At 34.6% G+C, this 22817-nt stretch carries 21 protein-coding genes; 5 read left to right on the top strand and 16 right to left on the bottom strand.

The window, feature by feature from the left end:
* Positions 1 to 3: 3 nt before the first annotated feature.
* Both OLM58_RS01625 and OLM58_RS01620 read right to left on the bottom strand, forming a co-directional pair.
* Complete coding sequence (locus OLM58_RS01625; RefSeq protein WP_264530947.1) at positions 4 to 813, bottom strand: helix-turn-helix domain-containing protein; 810 nt, start codon at positions 811 to 813, stop codon at positions 4 to 6.
* Positions 814 to 984: 171 nt separating this feature from the next.
* The gene (locus OLM58_RS01620) at positions 985 to 1734 is read right to left on the bottom strand and encodes a DeoR/GlpR family DNA-binding transcription regulator (RefSeq protein ID WP_264530946.1); all 750 of its coding nucleotides are present in this window, start codon (positions 1732 to 1734) and stop codon (positions 985 to 987) included.
* Positions 1735 to 1818: 84 nt separating this feature from the next.
* Here OLM58_RS01620 and OLM58_RS01615 point away from each other — a divergent pair, with 84 nt between their 5' ends.
* Positions 1819 to 2367, top strand: coding sequence for a 5' nucleotidase, NT5C type (locus OLM58_RS01615; protein ID WP_264530945.1), 549 nt, complete (start codon positions 1819 to 1821; stop codon positions 2365 to 2367).
* Between the two features lie 147 nt (positions 2368 to 2514).
* Here OLM58_RS01615 and OLM58_RS01610 read toward each other — a convergent pair whose 3' ends face one another.
* Both OLM58_RS01610 and OLM58_RS01605 read right to left on the bottom strand, forming a co-directional pair.
* A complete protein-coding gene (locus tag OLM58_RS01610) occupies positions 2515 to 4083 on the bottom strand; it encodes an ATP-binding protein (protein ID WP_319802361.1) in 1569 nt (522 codons plus the stop codon).
* Positions 4084 to 4296: 213 nt separating this feature from the next.
* Positions 4297 to 4485 carry a hypothetical protein gene (locus tag OLM58_RS01605; RefSeq protein WP_264530943.1) on the bottom strand — a complete coding sequence of 63 codons (189 nt, stop codon included), beginning with the start codon at positions 4483 to 4485 and terminating at the stop codon, positions 4297 to 4299.
* A 256-nt stretch (positions 4486 to 4741) separates the two neighbouring features.
* Here OLM58_RS01605 and OLM58_RS01600 point away from each other — a divergent pair, with 256 nt between their 5' ends.
* Entirely contained in the window at positions 4742 to 5434 is a 693-nt protein-coding gene (locus OLM58_RS01600) for a hypothetical protein (protein ID WP_264530942.1), read from the top strand.
* Positions 5435 to 5747: 313 nt separating this feature from the next.
* On the opposite strand, the gene OLM58_RS01595 is transcribed toward OLM58_RS01600, so the two are convergent.
* From OLM58_RS01595 to OLM58_RS01550, 11 genes are all read right to left on the bottom strand, one after another.
* A complete protein-coding gene (locus OLM58_RS01595) occupies positions 5748 to 7100 on the bottom strand; it encodes a GH1 family beta-glucosidase (RefSeq protein WP_264530941.1) in 1353 nt (450 codons plus the stop codon).
* Between the two features lie 434 nt (positions 7101 to 7534).
* Complete coding sequence (locus OLM58_RS01590) at positions 7535 to 8590, bottom strand: type I restriction endonuclease (protein WP_264530940.1); 1056 nt, start codon at positions 8588 to 8590, stop codon at positions 7535 to 7537.
* Between the two features lie 164 nt (positions 8591 to 8754).
* Complete coding sequence (locus OLM58_RS01585) at positions 8755 to 9654, bottom strand: hypothetical protein (protein ID WP_264530939.1); 900 nt, start codon at positions 9652 to 9654, stop codon at positions 8755 to 8757.
* Between the two features lie 5 nt (positions 9655 to 9659).
* Positions 9660 to 10928, bottom strand: coding sequence for an ABC transporter permease (locus OLM58_RS01580; RefSeq protein WP_264530938.1), 1269 nt, complete (start codon positions 10926 to 10928; stop codon positions 9660 to 9662).
* 3 nt (positions 10929 to 10931) lie between these two features.
* Entirely contained in the window at positions 10932 to 11327 is a 396-nt protein-coding gene (locus tag OLM58_RS01575) for a hypothetical protein (RefSeq protein WP_264530937.1), read from the bottom strand.
* Between the two features lie 13 nt (positions 11328 to 11340).
* On the bottom strand, positions 11341 to 11679 hold the full coding sequence (locus OLM58_RS01570) for an excalibur calcium-binding domain-containing protein (protein WP_264530936.1): 339 nt from the start codon (positions 11677 to 11679) through the stop codon (positions 11341 to 11343).
* Positions 11680 to 11681: 2 nt separating this feature from the next.
* Positions 11682 to 11912 carry a DUF4236 domain-containing protein gene (locus tag OLM58_RS22110; RefSeq protein ID WP_413614488.1) on the bottom strand — a complete coding sequence of 77 codons (231 nt, stop codon included), beginning with the start codon at positions 11910 to 11912 and terminating at the stop codon, positions 11682 to 11684.
* 6 nt (positions 11913 to 11918) lie between these two features.
* On the bottom strand, positions 11919 to 12125 hold the full coding sequence (locus tag OLM58_RS01565) for a hypothetical protein (RefSeq protein WP_264530935.1): 207 nt from the start codon (positions 12123 to 12125) through the stop codon (positions 11919 to 11921).
* A 158-nt stretch (positions 12126 to 12283) separates the two neighbouring features.
* Positions 12284 to 12952, bottom strand: coding sequence for a response regulator transcription factor (locus OLM58_RS01560; RefSeq protein WP_264530934.1), 669 nt, complete (start codon positions 12950 to 12952; stop codon positions 12284 to 12286).
* Positions 12953 to 12959: 7 nt separating this feature from the next.
* The gene (locus tag OLM58_RS01555) at positions 12960 to 14435 is read right to left on the bottom strand and encodes an ATP-binding protein (RefSeq protein WP_319802360.1); all 1476 of its coding nucleotides are present in this window, start codon (positions 14433 to 14435) and stop codon (positions 12960 to 12962) included.
* 290 nt (positions 14436 to 14725) lie between these two features.
* Positions 14726 to 14905, bottom strand: coding sequence for a hypothetical protein (locus OLM58_RS01550; RefSeq protein WP_264530932.1), 180 nt, complete (start codon positions 14903 to 14905; stop codon positions 14726 to 14728).
* A gap of 356 nt (positions 14906 to 15261) precedes the next feature.
* Here OLM58_RS01550 and OLM58_RS01545 point away from each other — a divergent pair, with 356 nt between their 5' ends.
* Positions 15262 to 16293, top strand: a complete 1032-nt coding sequence (locus tag OLM58_RS01545) for a hypothetical protein (RefSeq protein ID WP_264530931.1) — start codon at positions 15262 to 15264, stop codon at positions 16291 to 16293.
* A gap of 120 nt (positions 16294 to 16413) precedes the next feature.
* Here OLM58_RS01545 and OLM58_RS01540 read toward each other — a convergent pair whose 3' ends face one another.
* On the bottom strand, positions 16414 to 18762 hold the full coding sequence (locus OLM58_RS01540; RefSeq protein ID WP_264530930.1) for a mechanosensitive ion channel family protein: 2349 nt from the start codon (positions 18760 to 18762) through the stop codon (positions 16414 to 16416).
* A gap of 203 nt (positions 18763 to 18965) precedes the next feature.
* Between OLM58_RS01540 and OLM58_RS01535 the strand changes: the two genes are divergently transcribed.
* Positions 18966 to 20567: a Na+/H+ antiporter gene (locus tag OLM58_RS01535; protein ID WP_264530929.1), complete on the top strand. Its 1602-nt coding sequence runs from the start codon at positions 18966 to 18968 to the stop codon at positions 20565 to 20567.
* Positions 20568 to 21333: 766 nt separating this feature from the next.
* Positions 21334 to 22788 (top strand): glycosyltransferase, encoded by a 1455-nt coding sequence (locus tag OLM58_RS01530; protein WP_264530928.1) that lies wholly within the window; start codon positions 21334 to 21336, stop codon positions 22786 to 22788.
* Positions 22789 to 22817 lie beyond the last annotated feature (29 nt).

Here is a 22817-nt window from a genome sequence, read left to right as displayed (position 1 = left end):
TTTTTAGATAATTAATTGATTGATAGGGAACTGGTTCTCTAAATAGGAAGTTGGCGTAATTCCCGTAAAGGATTTAAAATCCCTGATAAAATGTGATTGATCAAAATAACCGGAATCATAAGCAATAGAAGTAAAGGGGTATTCAGTAGTGTTAATGAGCTTAAGACTGTGTTGGAAACGTTTGATTTTATTAAATGCTTTTGGAGCGAGCCCTGTATGCTGAAAGACTAGTTTATGAAGATAACGGGGCGTTATACCATATTTTACTGAAATACTATTGATATTGCTTTCAGTCGGGTCGTTGAGTAAACTTGATAAGATGTGAGCTACTTTTTCGATCTTATCCGATCTTTTATCGTTTGTTATGATTTTTTGTATCAGGAATGTTTCGATCAGTTCGATTCTTTTTTTAATATCAGACGTTTCTAATAACTGTTCTTGCAATTTTTTTATTGGATTACCAATTATATCCTCGAGATCGAAAATCTGATTGTTGAATATTCCGATTTCATCCTTAAAAAAATAAGCTGCTGTGTGGGTATAAAACCGAATGCCCAACATCGTATGTTTGCCTTTTGATTTTATGGCAAGAGGTTTAGTGATCTGTCCCCATAATTCAATTTTTGGAGTTTTGTAGAAAGTCTGGTCCACCAATGATTCCCAAATGCCATCACCAAGATTGAAAATAATTTCCATTTCGCCACTCGGAAATACTGTGTCTTCAAACTCCTTATTCGAATCTGATTCAAAAATATAGTAATGTTTGATATAAGGCTTCAGAATTTCTGATGGCAAAAAATATTGGAATTGCATTTTACGGATGTTTAATTTTCAAATAGTGAATGGATTTTTAGGGTTAATTTATTGATAGATGTAAAGTTATAAAAAATAGTAAAGCAAATTTTATAGTAGGATACAGAAATAAAGAGGGACTTTTAGGGGGATAATTCTGATGTTATGGTGCGTAATGAAACCAAAAAGTTTTTAAACAAGAGTCACTCCTGCATTTTGATAAGGTTTTAAGGTTTCATCCTTCGGATCAATATTGGTTACCAGTACGTCAATATCTTTAATCGGACAAACAAAATAGGATTCGGCGGTGCCTACTTTTTCGATAGAGCCCAGAGCGATAACAAAATCTGAGTGCTGAATCATGTTTCTTTTTATTTGAGAATCATCGTGTAAAACTCCCGTAACACCACGTTCGTGATGGATGCTGCAAAGCCCGAGAATACAAATGTTGGCTCTAAAATTTCGAAAAAAATCTATGGTTTCTATACTTGCAGTCGCGAAAGAAGTTTTGCACATTCTTCCTCCTGCAAAAATCAATTCGATATTGGGTAAATCTTCAATTAGGGCCGCTACAGGAAAACTGTTTGTAATGACCGTTATTTTCAAATCATAAGGGAAACTGGCCACTAAAGCTAATGAAGTTGTTCCACCATCGATAAAAACAACCTGTCCGTCTTTTAAATAAGAGATTGCTTTTTCGGCTATTATTTTTTTGTTTTCAAGGTCATGTTTCTCTCTGTTTCTAAAATGAAGCGGAATCGGAGACGGGGCAACCGCCCCTCCACGAACAGCCTTTAACAATCCCTGATCCGAAAGTTCTTTTACATCCCGTCTTATTGTGTCTTCAGAAACATTTAAGTAGACGCTAAGTTCCTGTAAGGTAAGTCGATGTTCTTTTGACAGGTATTCTAAAATTACTTTTTGACGCTCCTCTTTTTTCATGTTGTGCAAATTTATATTGCAAAAATAAGTTAAAATTGCAATACTTTGCAATATTTGCGTAAATTTGTTGCAAAATTAATCGAAATGAAAAAGAAAACTATTGCCATCGATATGGACGGTGTACTTGCCGACATTGAAGCACAATTAATAAAACATTATAACGAAGAGAGCGGAACCTCGCTTTCAAAAGAAAGTATTCAGGGATTAAGCGAAGAAGAAGCTTTTAGTGACAGGGTGCTTTTGCGTAAAGTTTTGAATGCAAATAATTTTTTCAGAAATCTGCCGGTAATACCTGACGCAGTTGAAAGTTTACGTCGATTACAGGAAAACTTTGAAATATTTATTGTTTCTGCTGCGACAGAGTTTCCGGTATCACTGGCGGAGAAAGTAGCCTGGCTGGCGGAGCATTTTCCTTTTATCACATGGGAAAATATTATTTTATGTGGCAGCAAACGAATTATCAATACCGATTATATGATTGATGATCACAGAAAAAATTTAGATCATTGTATGGGAAAGCCAATTATGTTTACGGCATTTCATAACGTTAATCAAACGCATCATATAAGAGTAAACAACTGGAAAGAAGCCGTTGAAATTTTGGAAAAAGACATTGTATCTAATTTAAACTAAAATTTATTTGCCTTAAAATGACGAAATAGTATACAGGATTAGTTTTTTATTAACCTGTTTTTTGAAGGGAAAGAGCCTTTTGAGAGTAAGCTTGAAAGGCTTTTTTTTTATACAAGTTATTACATAGTCAAATTGTAATATTGAATTTTATTTAGGTATAGATAGGTTTGCTTTAAATCCCTTATCCGGTGCTGTATCAAAAGTAATAGTTCCTTTAACGGCCTGGATGCGTTGTTCCATGTTTTGCAGACCATTTTTTGCAATAGTGGCCTTTTCAAAACCTTTACCGTTGTCGGTATAGTTTATAGCGATTGATTTCTCGTTATTTTCAAATTTTATCCCAACAATACTGGCATTGCTGTGTTTTCTCATATTCACCATTAATTCCTGTAAAATTCGACTAATGGTGATCTTTTTAGTCTCGTTAATCGTTTCCCAGTTGATGCTTTCTAAGTTGGTAACAATAATATTTCTTTCGTTGGTTTTATAAGTCGAAAGCATTTCTTTAATACTTGTAGTAAAATCTGCTCCGGTTTCAATTTTGTTGTTTTCTCTGGAGATTCCCCTTACACGTCCGTAAATATCATCTAACTTCTGCAGTAGATTTTCTCTGGTGTTTTCCTTAGATAAGGGCTGTGACTCGGCAAAAGCGATTACATTATAGACATCGTTTGCCAATTCATCATGGATTTTTTTGGCAATCCGGGCTTCGGTCATGTACGAGGTTTTAAATTCAATTGCTTTGTTCTTGTTTTTATAGTAACGCACTACAATTACAATTAGAATGACAAAAAAAACAAAAGCAATGGCAAATACAATTCGTAAATATTTAGCTCTTTGGAGAGACAATTGATTTTGGGCTTTTTCTAAACGAAGTTTGGCATTTTCATCTTTCTCTATTTTAGCATCGTATTTAATTTTGGCAAACTTATTTTTAAAGTTGTTTCGAACTTTGATGATGCTGTCGTTTAGTTTGAAATATTTTTGAACATATTTACTGGTTTGAGGACTATGATCATTTGAAATTAAAATTTGGAACGCTTCTAGCCTTTCGTCTACACTGTTTAGTTTTGTGGCGACCCTGTAGGCTGCAAGAGCATTTTCATCTGATTTTTTAAGGTTTATTTTAGCATAGTAATCGGCAAGGTGCAGGTAACTTTCAATACTCCCATAGGTATCTTTAATTTTATTTCTGGTTTGAAGTGCTTCATTCATTAGCTCAAATCCTTTTTCATCCATTCCACTCTTAAAATAGGCATAACCGAGATTATCCTGAATTCTTGCTTTTTCGAAGATTTGAGATTTATCTTCCAATAATTTAGTACTAAAAATGAACTCTGAAAGGGCAATAGCTTGAGCGTATTTTTTTTGCTGAATGTATACTGGGGCTATATTAGATAAAGGACCTATTTTTTGTACAGCATTTGGAAAATCTTTTACAGATTTCTTGTAGTAATAAATAGCATCATTGTACTGAGAAAGTTCTTTTTCAGCAATACCTAGTTTATTATTAACATCTGCCGCATATATGTTTCTTTTTTTAAAGTATGCCATTGCTTCCGTAATCGTTTCTTTACTACCGTAATAATCACCATTGACTTGCTGGATTTCTGCCATTCTGATAAGTATGTACCCAATATTGGCACTATCTTTTTTTCCATTTTCTCTTAAAGTTTCATAAAGCTGTTTTGATCTATAATATTGATCAAAAGCCATATTAAAGTTTTGTTTGTCATGATTTTCAATGGCTTTGTTCCGTAAACTGAGCGCCTCTTTCCGGACAGCTTCGGTGTTAGTTTTAAGATTCTTTTTTTCTTTACAGGAAAAAAGTAGAAGAAGGAGAATGAAACAAAAAAACGGGGACCGTAACATATAAATTTACTTTCCCCGAAATTAGTAATTAATTTAAATACTAAAAATATTTATTTATTAATCCTTTGGCGTTGGTGGCGGTACTTTTGTTCCAGTACCATCACCAGGTCCGTCAGCAAAAGTTGATTTTGAAGGAATGATTGCTTTTTCTTTTTCCTGTTTGGTTGGAGTTTCGTATTCATCAGGTGTACAGGAGAACATAGTGAATAGTATCGTGATAGCGATAAAAAATATTAGCTTTTTCATTTTATTTAGATTTAGAAATTAGACATGAGTATTGCTGACCGGAAATAGTCCGGAGGTTGGTTAGGGCAATACCAAGTTGGTTTTTGGGAAGTACAATGTGTAGAACAGTAAGACGTTTTTTATACTTCCCGAATAAAATCGGTCTTACGGTTTTTTTTACACTGTTAATTTGAACTAGTTTTATATTTTTGTTTTAATCTGCAGATAAAACTTGAACTAATTTCTATGGCAAAGAAAAGACACTTTAAAGCCTTTAATGGTAAGGGATTCCCAGAATTCCCTCGTTTTCCTGAGATTCCCAACAATTCCCGAAAATTCCCAAAAAAATACCATGCATAGCCAGACATTAGAAGAATACAAAAAAGCGATTAAGAGCAAATACGAGATCGAAAAAGAAGGTGAATACTTTGATTATTTGTACAACCCTTCGCGCGCAAAGCTCCGTGACTTGTGTTGGATTATTTTTGAAAATAACCCGACTCAGGACGATTTAAACGTGTTTAGAAATTTATTGTGTTTAGATTTTGATCATACACGAAAAAATAAGTTTAATGAACAAAAAGATAAGTTCAGACCGATCGAAACTTTCTTTAAAGGAGAGACCGATCCATCAAATATTGATGCCATAAATCTGGCAGCAATTTTGATAGATTTTCAGCCACGTCCTTTTAAAAAGTACAATGAAAAGTGCCGAATTAATGACGTAAAACACATGATAAGTGTGGTCGAAATCAATGCCGCTGCTGAGGTCGAGATCATAGAAGAAGGCAACCTCGTAGAAAGCTATCCCGAAAAAGGAAATCGTTTCTATAATTTTAAGTATGTACTCTCAAGAAAAATAGTTAAGAAGATCTATCCCAGAAAAATAATTACAGCTACAGTTGGGGCGGTCGCTTTTGTGTCTTCTGCACGTTTATACTTTGTACGGAAAAAAGACCAAACGGAATAGTTTTGAAATAAAGTGGAGAAGCATTTTGAAAAATAAAATGCAGGAAGAAGTAAAATGAATCATTTTTTGAAACAAAATTTAGGCGTGTAAAGAGTGTGTTTTTCGGCATATATTGGCTGTTATTTATACTATAAAGATAAGAAAAAAACATCAGTAAACCTAATGAATTCAAGGTTTTTCGGTGTTTTTTTTGCTTTTTAACAGAGAAATTTGATACGATTTCGTTGTCGAATTTTTTAGTTTTTGAGCCAATAAAATTTGTGCTTATTTCGTCAAGGGAAGTGGAGAAAAATTACTTTCTGCGGAGTTTATTTTAAGATAAAAAATCTTTGAACCATAATCCTGAATGCTTGATGGTTCTTTGTTGGGTATCAAAATCTACGTGTATCAATCCAAAACGGGCATTGTAACCCTCGGCCCATTCAAAATTGTCAGTAAGTGTCCAGACAAAATAACCGTCAACATGGAGGCCGTCTTTTTTGGCTTTCAGAATTTGCTCCAGATGGTCCTGAATATAATGCGTACGTTTAATGTCATATACCTTTCCATTTTTTAAAGTATCCGGAAAAGCGGCGCCATTTTCGGTAATAATGATTTTTTTGATGCTATTGTAGGCATTAAATTTTTTAAGTACCTCGTAAAGAGCAGGAGGGTAAACTTCCCATCCCATATCGGTTGAAATGACATTTCTTTTTTCGGCACTGATTAGTTCGGCACCGATATACGGAATGAGTAGAGACGATTTTACAACCTCACGGGTGTAACATTGCAGGCCTATAAAATCAAAGTCAAAAGACAAATTATTGAGATCATCTTCTACAATATAAGCATTGAGTTTCTTTAATACGGGTAAATCGGCCTGCGGATATCCTAATCCTAAAATAGGTTCAATAAAAGTTCTGTTTAACAAGGTATCCACTCGTTTTGCCGCTTCAATGTCTTTGGGTGACTGAGTTGCGGGTTCAATATGTGTGCAGGAGAAAGTTGTTCCAATGTGAGCGTCCGGTATGCGATTTCGTATTATTTTGGCACCAGCTGCTGTAGCTAAAGTGACATGGTGCATGGCTTTCAGGTAATTGGTAATGCCTTTTTTTCCCGGAGCATGAATGCCCAGAAAATACCCCGCACCTGTAAAAACCGAGGGCTCATTGATTACCATCCAGTTTTTAACCCGATCACCGAAATTTTGCACACAGATTTCAACGTAGGCTGAAAACCAGTTAACCGATTCGCGATTCGTCCAGCCTCCTTTTAGTTCTAAATTATGTGGAAGATCCCAGTGGTATAGTGTAATCCAGGGTTCAATTCCGGCTAGGAGCAGTGCGTCAATGATTTTGTTGTAATAGGCTATTCCGGCCTGATTTATTGGAGGAACCCCGGCAGGCATGATTCGGGGCCAGCTGATCGAAAATCGAAAGTTCGGAATATTCAGCTCGCGAATTAAATCGATATCGTTTTGATACGAATTATAAAAATCGCAAGCAGTTGAAGCATGATGTCCGTTCTTTATTTTTCCTTTCTGAGAAGTAAAAACATCCCAAATAGAAGGACCTTTTCCGTCGGTATCATGTGCGCCTTCAATTTGGAAAGCAGCGGTTGAAACACCCCACAAGAAATCATCTCCAAATTGGTTTTTGTGCAAAAATGAGGTCTCAACTTTATTCATTCAATTGTGCTTTCCTTTTTAAAATTGTAATTTATTAATGCAGGAAAGAAGATTGCATCGCTCTTAAAAAAAGCCATTCTTTGAATGAAACCAGAAAATTTAGATTAAAGAATTTCATAACGTTTAGTTTTATTCAAATTAATAAAACTAATGTGAATTAAATGTAAAGTATTTATTATCAAATGATTAAATAAGTTTTGTTTGTGTTGAAAACTCAATCTTCCCATCCGCAAAGGGTGAGTCCAAGGCCTTGTGCACGTTTAACAGATACTTTGGAAACTTCGTTACGACAGGAAGTCAGACCGCGACAGTTTTCGTTGTAATGGTATCTTTTAGCACCTGTTGAGCCACAGATGTATACTTTGGTTTCGAACGGGCGAAAGGAGGTTAGCACTATGAGAGATAGGATTAGAAGGTATTTCATAATAATAGTTTTATTCGGTTTCATAAAGTCCAACAGTATCAAGCAATTCCTTCCCAAACTGGTAAATATCGTCGATGGATGAAATCGCGGTTTTTGTTTCATTTTTGTTATCATTAAAAAGACTGATGTATTTTTTTCCTCCGTTAAGATGAAGACGGCAGAGTGGTTTACGATTGTTATCGTCTAATAAAATTCCGAAATACGACTGGGTGTCACGATATACGATTCGGCTTGTCGGAAGTTTTTGTCTTAAGATGGCAACAATAATGCGATATCCTTCTAATTCTTCCTCACTGGTGTAGATTTTACTTTCTTCTTCAGGTGAAGCAGCCTGTTCTTCCTGTTGCTTGATCGTTTCTTTGGTCAGTGCAGCATTTAAGCGATCGTTAATTCTCTCGTTAATATATTGACTGACGGATTTCTGAACCAGATCTTTAAATTCATCCATTACTTTTTCGGTTAATCTTCCGGTATAGACTTTACTGGCGAAAAGTTTGGTAAAATCGTTAGAAGGATTTTCAAGTTCTGCATTAATTTGCTTTTTGATTTCCTTGATGTATTTTAATGAACTTGCATTGCTAATGATATTATCAACATTAAAACTGCTTTTGTGAAACTTTGAAATTTCGCTGATCGTGTTTTCTTTGAGGTTGGTAATGTCAAATTCCAGAAATGGTTTTTCATCCATTTTGTTCTGATCGTCCAAATCAGTAAAAAACTGATAATTGATACCATTGGTTAAAAGAGCGAACCGGGTTTTGGTGACATGAAAGTAGCGGAACAATTGTGAGTTGTGTACCGTTAAGTTTTCTTTCCAGCTTTTGCATTCAACAATTATAATAGGCTCGCCATTTTGAAAGATGGCATAATCTACTTTCTCTCCCTTTTTTAAGCCCAGGTCAGCGGTAAATTCCGGAACAACTTCCAGGGGATTAAATGCGTCATATCCCAATGCATGAATGAAAGGCAGGACAAAGGCATGTTTGGTAGATTCCTCAGTGTCAATTTTGCTTTTAAGCTGTGTGATTTTGTCTGCTAATGATTTGAGTTGAAGGTTAATTTCCATTGGTTCTATAGTTTAAATTAGAGATTCAAAAGTAGAACCATTCGTATCCTGTATTTTACGGAAAACCATAATGTGAGGAGAAATTTCGGTAGAATGTTGCAGTTTTTATAAATAGAAAAAAGAGGACGATAAAATTCCTCTTTAAATGTTCTGGTTTTGTTGATTTACGATTTGTTCAGAATAAAGTTTTTAATGATCTGATCCATGTTGGAAGGCAAATCAGCATTTTTGATTTCAAAACGGTTTATTTTCATTTCAGTGAACCATTTTGTCCAGTAGGCTTTAATCACTTTTTCTTCGTATGGATTATTTTTACCCGGATTAATGCCTAAAACCAGTATTTCGAGATTGGGTAAACTTTCTCCTATTTTAATAAAACCATAATCTTGTTCGTGTAATTTTTTATCCCAGTCTTTGGTATTTAGTTTGTTTTTTCGGATGAATTCAGGTGTAATATAAGTGGTTCTGTTTCCTTCGGCTATTACAGTGTTTTCATGATACATATAGCCATCGGTCAATACAATTAGTATGTTTCTATATTCGTTTTTGATACATTGATCTTTTACTTTGGTATCAAAAAAGTTCCAAATATCAGAGCCAATAAAACGATTATCTTTTATGGCAGAATCATATATTTTTGAGGTTTGTGCTGTATAATTTGTATTTATAGAATTCAATAATTTTTTTGAAGCATTATTTTTATCCATAACAATTCTCAAATTTTTGGCAGTTGTATTGATTTCTGGATCCAGAGGTTCAGGATTGAAAAACAGTTGCATTCTATCATCAATCTGCCTTATTCTTTTAGATTTTAAATGTTGTGTAAAAGCTTCAGAAGCAGATTTTATATACCCCAGATCTCTCTGAAAATATTCCATTGTTGGATTTGGATTTTTCTCCAGACTGATTCTGTCTGATAAATCAAGAAGGATACTGATATTATAATTTTCTGATATAGTATTTTTGGATGAGGTTTCCTTTTCTCCTTTATCAGATTCCTGTTTGCAGGAGAAGATTGAAGTAAGCAATACTAAAATTGCCATTAGGGTAAGATTGTTTTTCATTGCTATTAGTTTTTGGAATAGACTAAAAGTTGAAAATCAGGATCAACTAAGTTCAATTTACTTAAGTGTTCTTCAGAGAATCTTTCACAGTTTTCTAATAATTCGCTTTTTTCGTTGTGCGCCAATGCTATTTCAGTATTAATGGCCTGAAACCATCCTTCTTTGTATTGATGATGATAATGAAGATATTCTTTTACAGGAAACACAAAACCGTCTATTTTAGATTGTAATTCTGAAATTTTTCCGTTGATGGTAACAATCTGTTGTCTGAAATCATTGATTTTGTTCAGATATTCTGCTTTTAGTTTGTCTAAATCGAGAAGGTTCTCTTTTTTGCCTCTGATGAAAGCTCTGATTTTATCAATGTTTTCAAATTCTTTCATGACAAAATCAAAAACAAGGCCCCAAATGATATATACCACAAATCCGGCAAAGATAATCATCCAAAATTCAGCTTCACCTAATGCAATGTTCAGGTTGTAGGGAGCGGAATCTGTAGTTTTATTAAATTCATATATTTTTTTCTCAATCTGATAGGCCAGTAAAGCATCAAATAAAAAGGTGGTGACAAATAAAGCAATCATTCTTAAAATGTTTTTTATGCCTTTTCCTTTTTGTACCATATGAATTACATATCCCAATCCCATAAAAACAAAGGGAATAGTAATGACCAAAACCCCCTCAAGCCAGCTTGCTTTAAAAGAATTGGTTAAAGCGTTTGCATCAAAAATAGCAGCTGTGAGACTATCATTGGCAAACTCTTTGAAAAAGGCAGAGTAGGATGCCGAAATATAAAACACAAGTACATAAAGTGTAATTGGAAGTAATAGAAACAAACCAATATAGAATTGGGCTTTAAGGCCTTTTCCATCTTCAATTCCGTATTTATCAGGATTGCGTTTTACTTCGATTATTTCCTCTTTGATCTGATCGATTTCATCATTTATATCTTGCTCCTTTTTTTCATAAATACCAATGGCTGCTTCCGATTTTTTTAGTTCGGTTCTGTTTTTTTCCTGTTCTTCTTTGTAAGGCTGCTTTAATCGGTCTTGCTCCAGCTTTTGTTTTCGGCACTGGTCTTCAAAACTCATATACAAATTTTGCAAACAGGCTTTAAGAACAATTGGTTTCCCTGTTGCTTTTATAGAGGCTGCAAACCCACTTTGATAATAGGTTATTCTAATTTGCTCGCGATCATTTTCATTTTCCTCAAGAGTATTAGCCTGAGTATCGTCTGCTTTTTTTAAACTAAATAGTTGTGTAAGTGATTTCATTAGTTAGGAATTTAGCTGATTAATAATTTCTTGTTTTCCGATGTTTTTTTGAACACAATCAATGAGGTAATCGGAGAGCTCATTAATGTTTTCATCCCGGAAATTAAATTTCCTGCAATATTTTTTGAGCATATTAAGTTCATCTTCAGTGATTTTTCCATCGGCCCAAATGATTCTTGTAAAATCATACAGATACTCTATTCTGGTGTTTACTTCTTCAGGAATACTTAATTCTGTGCTAATTGGATTTAGAAAAAGTTTGTCCAATTCCTCTCTGGGAATTCCTCGTTCGTCTGCAAAGTGATATAACATTTGCAGCTCTAGTACGTCAAACTGATCGTCGGATAATGCCATTTGATACAATCTCAAAAAGTGGCTCTTAAGTTCTAGTGTTATCATCGTTTATCATTATTTATTTTAAAGATTCGCAAGCTTTACCGTTGCCGTCCCGATCGAGGTTTTTGTAACAATTTCTGTTACTGTCATAAGTAGCCTGAGCTTGTGCCTGAGTGGTAAAATCACCACAAGTTTTAGTAGGACAATTTGAGTTTGAGGAATTACCAGTCGTATCCGGTAAATCTGATGATTCTGATGATTCTGAACAAGAAGCAGCTAATCCAAATGTCATCGATATAAGTAATACTAACATACATCCGTTATTCTTTTTTGAATAAGATCTTGATCTTGTATTGGTAAAATGTGCTTGGACATATGTTCCGTCTTTTTTAAAGTAACCTTTTCTGTATCCCATAATTATAAATGTTTTATTGTAAAAATTAAAAATGATATGATTCCTGTAAATGCAATTAGTGTAATGCATCCGCTATTTTGATATCGTAATCCTGATATTCCGGTTTTCACAGAATAACCACTTTTGCTAAATGTTCCCATTTTTGTTCTTAAACTGGGAGAAATTCCGGATTTACTTAGGTTTAGACCTAAACCTCCTCCGAGTTTTATTCTTTTTTGAAATCGAAAGCCCATGGTTAGTTAGCTTTTGTGGCATTCTTCAGAGCACGTTTTACAGCCATTAGATTTTGGATATGTTCTTTTGGCCTCTTCTACAGCAGGTTTACAGGAGGAAAATTGACCTAAGTATTTTTTACTGACAATACTTTTAAAGTAGCGACAATCAGCTGTGTGAACTTCATGATCTCTGTTTGACTGAGCGTTGTTGTTAACGTAATAATCTTTCATGATTTTAAAGGTTTTTAATTAGTACTAATGTTTAATATTTCAAAAGTAAAACCAATCAAAACCAGTATTTTACGGAAAACCATAATTCATAAAATTTATCTTCAGGCCATAAAAAAAGCTCCCGAAGGAGCTTTGAAAAGGTTAGGAACCAAGTATTTTTAAATAATTCCCATGTCTTTGGTAATGGTAACCAAATGAATGGTGTTATTGGCTTTGAAAAAGTCTTTCAGTTTCGAAATTCTTTTCTCGATTGCGCTTTTACTATTGGGTTTTATCCCCATCTCTTTAAACGTTTCTATGATATCATCCTGAAGAGTTCCGAGCGATAAATGTTTTAGAATGAGTATGTCTAAATCATCGATTTCAAAATTATTTTTTTCCTGAAGTGCAGAAGCAACCTCGGGCGAAATAAATTTTTGATCTGAAGTAAAAATAAGGTGAATTGCTTTTTTCAGTTCTTGAATGCTGTTGAGACCTTTTAATACAAAAGCATCCACTTTTGCATCTTCAAAAAGTGATTTGATGCGATAACTTTTATCTTCGACCGAATAAGCAATGATTTTAATATTGGGCTGTAATTCACGTACTTTTTGAACCAGTTCATCTCCGTTAGCAATTTTTACTTCGCGATGATCAGTCTTGAAGGAAAGATCGCTAATTAATAAGTCATATGGTTCATCATCCTGAATTGCTCTCCGTATTTTGAGAAAGGCTTCATCGCAATATTTTGATTGCTGAAAATTGGTAATATCCAAATCTCTTAAAACTTGTTCAATTCCTAAATTCATAGTATCAAGATCTTCGGCAACTAGTACTTTTTTAAACATAAGTTATTTATTTAGGGAGTGTTATTTTTACTTTAAAACCTTTATGGGGTTCAGTGTCAAAAGTAATAGTTCCTTTTGTGGCCAGAATACGGTTTTCCATATTTTGAAGGCCATTTTTAATTATTTTATCTTTTTTACAGCCTTTACCATTGTCAAAATATTCAATAAGTATTTTGTTGGCAGTATTTTCAAATTTCAAAACGACTACTAATGCCTCGCTGTGCTTTTTCATGTTTACCATTAATTCCTGTAGAACTCTATGTACGGCAACCTTTTTGATATCATCAACCAAGTCCCAGTTTACTTTTTCAATATTATTAATAATGACATTGGTACTGGGACTGTTATAAGTGGAGAGCATTTCTTTTAAGTTAACAGCGTAATTTGCTTTAGTATCAATTTCATTATTTTCCCTTGAAATTCCGCGTACTCTATTGTAGATCTGATCTAATTTTTGGATTAGATTTTCTTTTACATTGGTACTTTCCAGGGGCTGTGTTTGTGTAAAGGTGATGGTATTAAAAACATCATTTGCTAATTCGTCATGAATGTCTTTGGCAATTCGGGTTTCGGTATTGTATGCTATTTTTATTTCTGCAAGACGCGTTTTGTGTTTATAGCGTTTTCTTAAATAAAGACCTAAGGAAACAAGAGATATTAAAGTGGCAATAATACCGGAAAATAAAATAACTTTTTCTTTCTCAGCTTCTTTAAGAGCAACTAAGTTCTCGGCTCTTTCTAAACGAAGTTTCTGATTTTCATCTTTTTCTTTTTTAGAGTCGTATTTGATTTTGGCAAATTTGTTTTTATAATTATTTCTGATTTTGATGATGCTGTCGTTTAATAAAACAAATTTTCGAGCATATTCAGTATTATTAATAAGATCATTTGTCATTAAAAGTGCCAACGCTTCTAAACGTTCGTCAATACTGTTTAGTTTTGAGGCAGTTTTATAAGCTTCTAAAGCATGTTTATTCGTCTTTTTAGAGTCTATTTTAGTGTAATATTCTGCTAAGTGAAGATTACTTTCAATACTTCCATAAGTATCATCATCCTGTTTCCTCATCTCAAGTCCTTCATTCATCAATGAAAGACCTTTGTCATTTAAACCTTTTTTAAAATATGCAAAACCTAGATTATCTTTAATTCTTGCTTTGCTTAATATTGTGGTTTTTGTATTTCGTACTTTGTTAAGAATAGATTCTAAAATAGTAATTGCATCATCATATTTTTTTTGCTGAATGTATACCACAGCAATATTGCTCAAAGGGATTTGTTTTGTTATCGAATCTGTACAATCTTTCATTGCTTCTCTATAATAATAAATAGCATCATTATAAAGTGAAAGTTCCTTGTCTGCAATACCAAAAAAAGTATTTATAGAAACAGTGTAAATATCTCTCTTTTTAATATAGGGTAATGTTTCAGTAAGTGTTTCTTTGCTTCCATAATAATCACCGTTGATTTGCTGTATAGAAGCCATTTTGGTAAGACAGAATACAATATTAGCGCTGTCTTTTAAAGTCTCGTATGCTATTTTTGCTTTATTGAAATTGTAGAAGGAAATGTTAAAGTCTTTATTTTCAAAGTTTTCTATTCCTTTTTGTCGGAAACTAATCGCTTCTTTTTTATTAGGCTTTATGTCAGTAGATATAGTTTTCTTTTCTTTACAAGAAAAGAGAAAAAGGAAAATTATAAAACAAAAAAACGGGGATCGTAGCATAAAACTTACTTTCCCCGAAATTAGTAATTATTTACATATTATTACTTTATTTATTTCCCCTGTGGAGGCGGTGGCGGTGGCGGAACAGTTCCATCACCAGGGCCATCTGCATGTGTTGGCGTTACTTCTTTTTTAATTTCTTTTGTTATAGTATCGTCTTCGTCAGCGGTGCAAGAGTATAACATAGTTGTCAATAGGGTACAAGCTCCCCAAAATAATATCTTTTTCATGTTGAAATTTTTTAGTTTGGTTATAGGCATGCCTGTTCAGAACCATTCTGAATCATGTTTGGGCAATGCCAATTTTGATGGGAAGTGAAGTGCGTAGGCCGTAAAATTTTCATTTATACTTCCCGGGATAAACTCCGTTTTACGGTTTTCCACACTTTTTAATTGAACTAGTTTAGTACTTTTGTTTTTGACCTGCAGATCAAAACGTTAACTGATTCTGAAGGCAAAGTAACGACGCTTGTAAGCCTGTATTGATACGGAATTCCGGGAATTCCGATCTATTTTTTGAAGTCCTGATAATTCCGTAAAAGTCCTTGAAAATCCAATTGACAAATCCTTAAAAATCCTAAAGACCTATGCCAAACAATACTTTTGAAGATTATAAAAAAGCTGTTAAAAAGAAATATGAGATAGAAAAAAAGAGCGGACATTCTGTTTATTTGGAAAACCCTACCAGAGCCAGACTGCGCAATTTATGTTGGGAATTATTTCAGCAGCAAAACAGAAATCAGGATGATTTAAATGTTTTTAGTTCTTTGCTAGGACTGGCTTTTGATGTGAATAAAAAGAACAAGTTTGAAGAGCAAATCGATAAATTCAGACCTATTGATAATTTTTTTAAAGGAGAAACTGATCCTGCAAATGTCGATGCGGTAAATATGGCTGCAATTTTGGTCGATTTTAAAGCAAGACCTTTTACTAAATTTAGAATGCAGGAGTTATTTGAAGAGAAAGATTTAATGGATGATGAAGATGCAATTGAAGATGAAGTCCCAATTGAAAATGAAGACAAAATAGAAATAGTGAATCCACAAAAGGAACTAAGTTCGGGCTCTGGAATTCTGGAAACATTTCTGAATAGAAAAGAAAGAGAAAAAGTGAGTGGAAGAGAAGAAGTAAGTGGTATTGAAGTGATAAAACCACAAATCAATTCATTTGTAAATGTAAATGTTGAAAAAAGTCCTGATTCTGACTCTAATTCTGTCTCTAATCCTAACTCTAAATTTCCGACAAGAAGACAGCTTGTTATTATGGGGATTGTTAGTCTTCTGTGTTTAATAAGTATAAGTACTTATTATGCTTTTCAGGATAAGGAATGCATGCAATGGTCGGGCGACCATTATGAGATGGTAGATTGTGATTTAAAGATACAAGGCCTGGCTAAATCTGCAAATATTGAAATAATGGACCCAACGCTTGTCAATCTTAAAAAGATTAAGGTTTGTGATACGACCACTTACTTTGATAAAAATGGAGTAGCGATTATATGGTATGCTAAGACGGCAAATGGAGTTGAATTTTTTGATGCACACGGCAGACATCCGGAGAATAATAGTCCATTACGACCTGTAACACATTATATCTTAAATAAGTATGTAAAGAAGTGAAATTTTACAGGTAATAAAAACAATTCAAACTAGTTTTTTGGTGTAAAAGCAAAACGGAAATAACTTTAAAAAAGCCATTTCCGTTTTTTATTTATTCGAATTCGAAAAGTAGGAGTATGTTTAGGTAGACAGTGTTAAACCTTTTTCTTTAAAATTACTGAAGAGCACCTGTCTCGCATTGCTGATAGTTTCTTCGGTACGGTAAATGCTGCACCAGAACTTTATCTGCAATTTGAATTTTCCATCTGAGATAGAACTGTAATAAATCTGAGGGATCTTTGTAGTATTAACCAATGCCATACCTTCAAGAGTTTCCAGAATAATAGTATTGATCTTTTCAGGCAGTACATCACCTGTAACCTCAGCGGTAATTTCTACCAGTTTAAAATTGTCGGTATACGTCCAGTTGGTGATGTTTTGTGAGAGTAGATTACCATTTGGGATAATGATTTCGGCACCGTTTGAGGAATTGATTTTAGTGGTACGCAATCCCATCGATTTTACCCGGCCGGATTCGGAGCTAATATCGATTACGTCTCCAACCTGGATTGGTTTGTCGAAAATTAAAATAATGCCCGAAACAAAGTTGTTAACGACATTCTGAAGTCCAAGACCCACACCAACACCTAAGGCTCCCAGTAAGATGCTTAGTTTGTCCAGTGGCATTCCTGAAGCTGCTACAGCTAAAAGATAACCGCTAATTAAAACGACAAGTCTTGTGATGAGTAATTTAGAATGCTGTCTTTTATTGATGGTTTCTTCGTTTTCATCGTCAATTTCTCCAAAGAAATAAGCCACATAGTTTTGTAATAAGTGAGCTACCCAAATAATGATAAAAAACAGCACAATATTTCCTAAGGTAAAAGTGATGCTTCCAATCGTATTCGGATGACTTAACAGCGTACCCAAGCCGGAGCGGAGCGATTCCCAAATGTTTAAATTGGCTGCGATGACCACAATCCACATATAACTGATTACGATAATGAATGGTTTTTTTAGTGTATCGGACAGACTTTCGTGATCAAAAATCTTTTCGATACCACGCTTAATTCGGGTGGTATAAATTTGTAAAAGAATGATTTCTAATACGATTTTTAAGAGTACACTTAGTGCCACGATTTGCGTGAGTGATATAAAGGCGGTAAGACTTAACATATTGGCAAGTGAAACTCTTCCGAGAACATTATCGATAATGGATAAAACATTTAAACCAATAAAAATGATGGTGGCCCATTTAAAAAAGCCTTTGATATAAAGCTGTTCTTTTAACGTTTTAATTTGTACTAAACCGTATCGTATTCCTAAAATATTAATCACAATAAAGGCGCTGCGTTGCAGAAAGCCAACCGGGATAAACAAATCCAGAAAGCATAACATAAAAAATAAGACTAACAGAAACAACCAGTTTCGCATCGCGACTGCTGACCATTTGTTTTTGAAAAGTACAGTTAAAAGTCCCAGAAGAACCAATTGAATTGACTCGATAAACAGAGCAGGAGCGTATAAATTGCTTACGACAGCAATGTTAAGACCAATGACAGCGACCGGAACCACAACTCCGCGATTTAAGTATTTAAAATTAAACTGATTCAGGTTTTCGGCATGTGCATTACTGTTGAGGTATTTTAAATTTCGGGAAATATACCAGCCCAATAAACCCATTAGCAAAACCAGTGTAATTAAACCGCCGGCTCGGTAACTTAAGTAATACTCCGCAACGTTTTCTTCAATAATTATTTTGGCTTTAATGTTTTTACCTACAATCTTTTTTGCTACAGAATCGTTTGTACTCCATAAAACCGGGTATTCTTTTTTAAGCATACGGATTCCGGATTTTTCCAGTTTGCTTTCTACAGTAATTAGGGCATTTGATACGGCAATTTTTCGTTCAACCGTTAGTCTTTTATTATGGTTTAAGATACTTTGATTTTTGGTCATCAGACTATCGGTACTCAGGTATCTTCTTTTCAGATTCGCGAATTCACTTTTAAATTGTTTGCGTCGAATGGTATCTTTCAAAAGTCCCATCAGGGTCTTGTCTTTACGCAAATCAATTACTCTGCTTTTGATTTTTTCAAGAGTCAGATTACGTGAGTTTATGGCTGTATTTTGTTCGTTAAGTTCCTGCTCAATTTCTTTCAGTACAATACGATACATTTGTTGGTTGCGTACATTTGGATTTGCTCCTTTTAAGCTGGCCAGAATAAGATCAAGTTTACTTTGCGTTCCTTTGATTTCACCAAATAACCGATGACTGTTTCCATCAAATTCAGTGTCGTTATGAGCGGATTCTAAAGCTTCTCCCGCTTTTTCAATAGCCATCAGATAGTCACTATCCGTAGTGGTTTCTTCAAATAGTTTTGATTTGGTTTCTGCTTTTGGAGGAGTCGTTTGAGAATAGCTAATCGGCGCATAAATAAAGACAGCCAGTAAGGCAAATACACTGATAAAATTTCTTTTCAGGATCATAATTTGGGATATGAATTAAGGTTCAAATGTAATTTTTTTTAAAGTATTTATAATGTCGGATGCAATAAAATTTGGTTAAATGAGATCTAACAGTTTTGCATAAAGTTTTATTGTGTTTCATAAAATGTATGCAGAATAATTTCCAAAGATCTAAAAATATTATATTCGTAGTATTATAACCGAAATACCGAAACAATTCGAAAATGGAAAATATTACTGTAATCATTATGTTACTATTTGGAGTCGCTTTTTTGAGTCTCGTTAGTAAAAAATACAATTTTCCAATTCCCATTGTACTGGTACTTTGTGGTGTTGTGATTAGTGTCATCCCCGGACTTCCGGTAATTGCTTTGAGCCCTGAAGTGGTTTTTATTATTTTTTTACCGCCGCTTTTATATCACGCTGCTTGGTACACAAGCTGGTCAGATTTTAAACAAACGATCCGTCCAATTACTTTGGCAGCTGTGGGTTTAGTACTTTTTACAACAGTTGCGGTAGCTTTTGCAGCTCACATGCTCATCGATGATATTTCCTGGCCTTTGGCTTTTCTTTTAGGAGCGATAGTTTCACCGCCGGATGCCGTTTCTGCGACTTCTATTACCAAAGGATTGGGTTTACATCCCAGGTTGATTGCAATTTTGGAAGGCGAAAGTCTGGTGAACGACGCCAGTGGTCTGGTAGCGTACAAATACGCATTAACCGCCATTACAGCCGGTAATTTTGTGTTATGGCAGGCTGGATTAAACTTTGTTATAATGTCGGTAGCAGGAATCGCAATTGGTTTGGCTGTGGGATATATCATGTGTTATATTCACAGGAGATTTGTTTGCGATGAGGTCATTGAAGCCACTTTGACTTTGCTAACGCCTTTTGCCTCTTATTTAATTGCGGAACATTTTGAATGTTCAGGAGTCTTGGCCGTAGTCGCTACCGGACTTTATTTGTCAGCCCGATCCGGAACTATTTTTACGCACGAAAGCCGAATTATGGCAGGAACGATTTGGAGTGTTTTAACGAATATTTTAAATGGTTTGATCTTTATTTTAATTGGACTTCAGCTGCGACAAATTATTGCCGGAATAGGTGATTATTCTGGGTGGTCATTGTTCGTTTGGGGCTCGTCGATAAGTCTAGTGGTAATTTTGGTTCGGTTTTTCTGGGTGGTACCGGCAACTTTGCTGCCAAGATTCCTGAGTAAAAGAATCCGTCTGAAAGAAGAATTTGATTACCGTAACATGATTATTTTCGGATGGTCTGGAATGCGAGGGGTTGTTTCTATGGCGGCGGCACTGGCTTTACCATTAATGATGAATAAAACAGAGGAGTTTCCTTTACGCAACCTCATCATTTATTTGGTATTTTGTGTGATACTTTCCACTTTGGTCATTCAGGGACTTACTTTACCGTGGCTAATTAAAAAACTAAAAGTAGAACCCTATTCAATTCTTGCCGAAGAGTATGAAATCCGAAATACTATTGTTTCGCAGACTATCAGTCACATCGAAGATAACTTTTCGTTACTTAATGATGATTTACTCCACAACATTAAAAGCAAATACGAGGTCAAATTCAATCGTCTTCAAAAAACGGAACTCCCAGCCAATTTCTTCGGAAAAGGAAAGGTTTTAGGAGGGGAGATTTTCAACGATTTTACCAAATTACAAATCGATCTTTTAAACATAGAGCGTGACAAACTCGAATGGATGCATAAAACGGGCTCTGTACACGAAGAGATTTTCAGAAAAATTGAAAAGGAACTGGATTTGGAGGAGACGAGATTGTGGATGGAGATGTATGAAGGGTGATTTTTACTTTTTGTAACATAAAGTTTTATAATAGCGATGCAAATGGAGTATTAGATAAAAAAAAAGTGTAATTTATTTGTTTTTAATTGTTTAGTTTTTTAATGGTCTGAAATTACTGATTTTTCACAAGTAACATTTGCAATTGGATATGTTGCAGGCTATATTTTAAAATAAATTTATAAGTGTCTGTTTACTCCCCTATAAGTCCTTTGAAAGGCTTGATTATCGAAAAAGAAAGTTTCTTATAAAAACAAGTGCCCATAGCCCTGATAGAAGCGGTATCCTTTTTCTTGCTTCTTTGACAAGGAAAAGATACAAGCGGATAGCAGGAAATAGCTCCAGAAAAAGAAATTCCAAAATTTTAAAATTGCTTCGCCAGTTCGCTATCGCTCGAGTCCAAATTGCTTCGGCTGCTCGCTATCGCACTGGTCTAAATTCCAAAAATCTTTTGACTTTGTTCGGGGAGACAATAATAAACACCAGAAAACGTTATTTCTAAACTTCGTCATGTTCAAAGACCACAAAACCTCAGCTTAAAACCTCCCAAAACCCCAGAAAAACTGTATACTGTATACTAAAACGTGTAATAATTACACACTTGAAAATGACGCAAAACCGCTAATTCATTAGAAATCAGTAAAAGAATAATTATGGCATAACGCTTGCAAAATGGCATTAGTATAAAATTCTCTCCATTAATCAAAATATAGCATTGGAGGGAAAGAATTAAATAAGAGCCATTAGAAAGCAATCAAAAGTATGTCATATGAAAAGTGAAACCTTAACATCAGAACAGTTTTATACTTCAAATCCAGATCTTAATAACCAACAAGCCTTAAACAGTTCCATTTTTCGTATTAGTAATGCCAATGTAACTTCAAATAAAATAAGCGAGCGAACCAAAAGTAAGACGGGTTTGTTTGTACTGATAAGTACATTCATTCTATTGTTTATTGGTGCTTATACTACTTATCAGCTGCAATCTGACTTTGATCAGTTTCAGATGGAGCGAATAAATTCAAGCTGGGGATTCCCTTTCCTGATACTGGCAGGTGTATTGTTTGTGTTTCAGGCCGGAGTTTTCCTGTATAATTTATACTTGTATTTTACCTACAAACCAATTGAGTCTGTTTCGGATGAGTTGCTGCCAACTTGTACTGTGATTGTTCCGGCTTACAATGAAGGGAAGCTGGTTTGGGATACGTTGATGAGTCTGGCTGACAGTGATTTTCCGGAGCAAAAGATGCAAATATTAGCGGTTGATGACGGAAGTAAAGACGATACCTGGTACTGGATGCAGCAAGCAAAAATAAAATTGGGAGATCGTTTGACGATTTTTCAACAGCCTGAAAATAGAGGAAAACGTCACGCATTGCACCGTGGATTCGAATTGGGAACAGGAGAGATATTCGTTACGGTAGACAGCGATTCGATTGTAAAAAAAGATACTTTAAGAAACTTAGTGAGTCCGTTTGTTGTAGATGAAAAGTGTGGTGCAGTAGCCGGAAATGTTCATGTATTGAACAGCAAAAAAGCAATTTTACCTAAAATGCTGAATGTGAGTTTTGTGATGAGTTTTGAGTTTATGCGTTCTGCCGAAAGTCAGTTAGGTTCTGTGCTTTGTACTCCGGGAGCTGCTGCAGCTTACAGAAAAACCTCGGTTTTTGCTTGTCTGGACGAATGGATCAATCAAACTTTTATGGGACAGCCATCAGATATTGGTGAAGATCGTGCCATGACCAACATGATTTTGAAACAGGGACAGCATGTGTTGTTTCAGAGAAATGCATATGTATTGACTAACGTGCCGGAAGAATATACTGGATTGTATAAGATGTTTATCAGATGGAGCAGAAGTAATGTGCGTGAGAACATCGCAATGGCAAAGTATGTTTTTACCGATTTTAGAAGTGAATCTAAATTTGGAGCACGTCTTTTATTTGTGAGTCAATCGACTAAAATGATTATGGCGTATCCGTTTATGCTTTTTATGTTCTTTTTCATCGCGGTACATCCGATATTGTTTTTAAGTTCTACACTTTTAGCGATTTTAATCGTATCGAGTTTTCCGGTATTGTTTTACACCAAAAGATATAATTTTGCCGATTCGCTTTGGGCTTATTCCTACAGTGTTTTTTATACATTCAGTTTGTTTTGGATTACACCGTATGCTATTGTTACGGCCAATAAAAAAGGTTGGCTGACGCGCGGATTGGCATAGAAAAAAATATTGTAATTAAAAAAATAGAA

Origin of the sequence: Flavobacterium sp. N502540, assembly GCF_025947365.1 — a bacterium.
GTDB lineage: Bacteria > Bacteroidota > Bacteroidia > Flavobacteriales > Flavobacteriaceae > Flavobacterium.
The sequence above is the reverse complement of the archived record's forward strand: the minus strand, read 5'-3'. Positions and strand labels throughout refer to the sequence as shown.

Excerpts from the sequence above, each read along its gene's own strand:
- OLM58_RS01625 (WP_264530947.1), bottom strand. The coding sequence starts at position 813 with ATGCAATTCCAATATTTTTTGCCATCAGAAATTCTGAAGCCTTATATC.
- OLM58_RS01620 (WP_264530946.1), bottom strand. The coding sequence starts at position 1,734 with ATGAAAAAAGAGGAGCGTCAAAAAGTAATTTTAGAATACCTGTCAAAA.
- OLM58_RS01615 (WP_264530945.1), top strand. The coding sequence starts at position 1,819 with ATGAAAAAGAAAACTATTGCCATCGATATGGACGGTGTACTTGCCGAC.
- OLM58_RS01610 (WP_319802361.1), bottom strand. The coding sequence starts at position 4,083 with ATGGCTTTTGATCAATATTATAGATCAAAACAGCTTTATGAAACTTTA.
- OLM58_RS01605 (WP_264530943.1), bottom strand. The coding sequence starts at position 4,485 with ATGAAAAAGCTAATATTTTTTATCGCTATCACGATACTATTCACTATG.
- OLM58_RS01600 (WP_264530942.1), top strand. The coding sequence starts at position 4,742 with ATGGTAAGGGATTCCCAGAATTCCCTCGTTTTCCTGAGATTCCCAACA.
- OLM58_RS01595 (WP_264530941.1), bottom strand. The coding sequence starts at position 7,100 with ATGAATAAAGTTGAGACCTCATTTTTGCACAAAAACCAATTTGGAGAT.
- OLM58_RS01590 (WP_264530940.1), bottom strand. The coding sequence starts at position 8,590 with ATGGAAATTAACCTTCAACTCAAATCATTAGCAGACAAAATCACACAG.
- OLM58_RS01585 (WP_264530939.1), bottom strand. The coding sequence starts at position 9,654 with ATGAAAAACAATCTTACCCTAATGGCAATTTTAGTATTGCTTACTTCA.
- OLM58_RS01580 (WP_264530938.1), bottom strand. The coding sequence starts at position 10,928 with ATGAAATCACTTACACAACTATTTAGTTTAAAAAAAGCAGACGATACT.
- OLM58_RS01575 (WP_264530937.1), bottom strand. The coding sequence starts at position 11,327 with ATGATAACACTAGAACTTAAGAGCCACTTTTTGAGATTGTATCAAATG.
- OLM58_RS01570 (WP_264530936.1), bottom strand. The coding sequence starts at position 11,679 with ATGGGATACAGAAAAGGTTACTTTAAAAAAGACGGAACATATGTCCAA.
- OLM58_RS22110 (WP_413614488.1), bottom strand. The coding sequence starts at position 11,912 with ATGGGCTTTCGATTTCAAAAAAGAATAAAACTCGGAGGAGGTTTAGGT.
- OLM58_RS01565 (WP_264530935.1), bottom strand. The coding sequence starts at position 12,125 with ATGAAAGATTATTACGTTAACAACAACGCTCAGTCAAACAGAGATCAT.
- OLM58_RS01560 (WP_264530934.1), bottom strand. The coding sequence starts at position 12,952 with ATGTTTAAAAAAGTACTAGTTGCCGAAGATCTTGATACTATGAATTTA.
- OLM58_RS01555 (WP_319802360.1), bottom strand. The coding sequence starts at position 14,435 with ATGGCTTCTATACAGCAAATCAACGGTGATTATTATGGAAGCAAAGAA.
- OLM58_RS01550 (WP_264530932.1), bottom strand. The coding sequence starts at position 14,905 with ATGAAAAAGATATTATTTTGGGGAGCTTGTACCCTATTGACAACTATG.
- OLM58_RS01545 (WP_264530931.1), top strand. The coding sequence starts at position 15,262 with ATGCCAAACAATACTTTTGAAGATTATAAAAAAGCTGTTAAAAAGAAA.
- OLM58_RS01540 (WP_264530930.1), bottom strand. The coding sequence starts at position 18,762 with ATGATCCTGAAAAGAAATTTTATCAGTGTATTTGCCTTACTGGCTGTC.
- OLM58_RS01535 (WP_264530929.1), top strand. The coding sequence starts at position 18,966 with ATGGAAAATATTACTGTAATCATTATGTTACTATTTGGAGTCGCTTTT.
- OLM58_RS01530 (WP_264530928.1), top strand. The coding sequence starts at position 21,334 with ATGAAAAGTGAAACCTTAACATCAGAACAGTTTTATACTTCAAATCCA.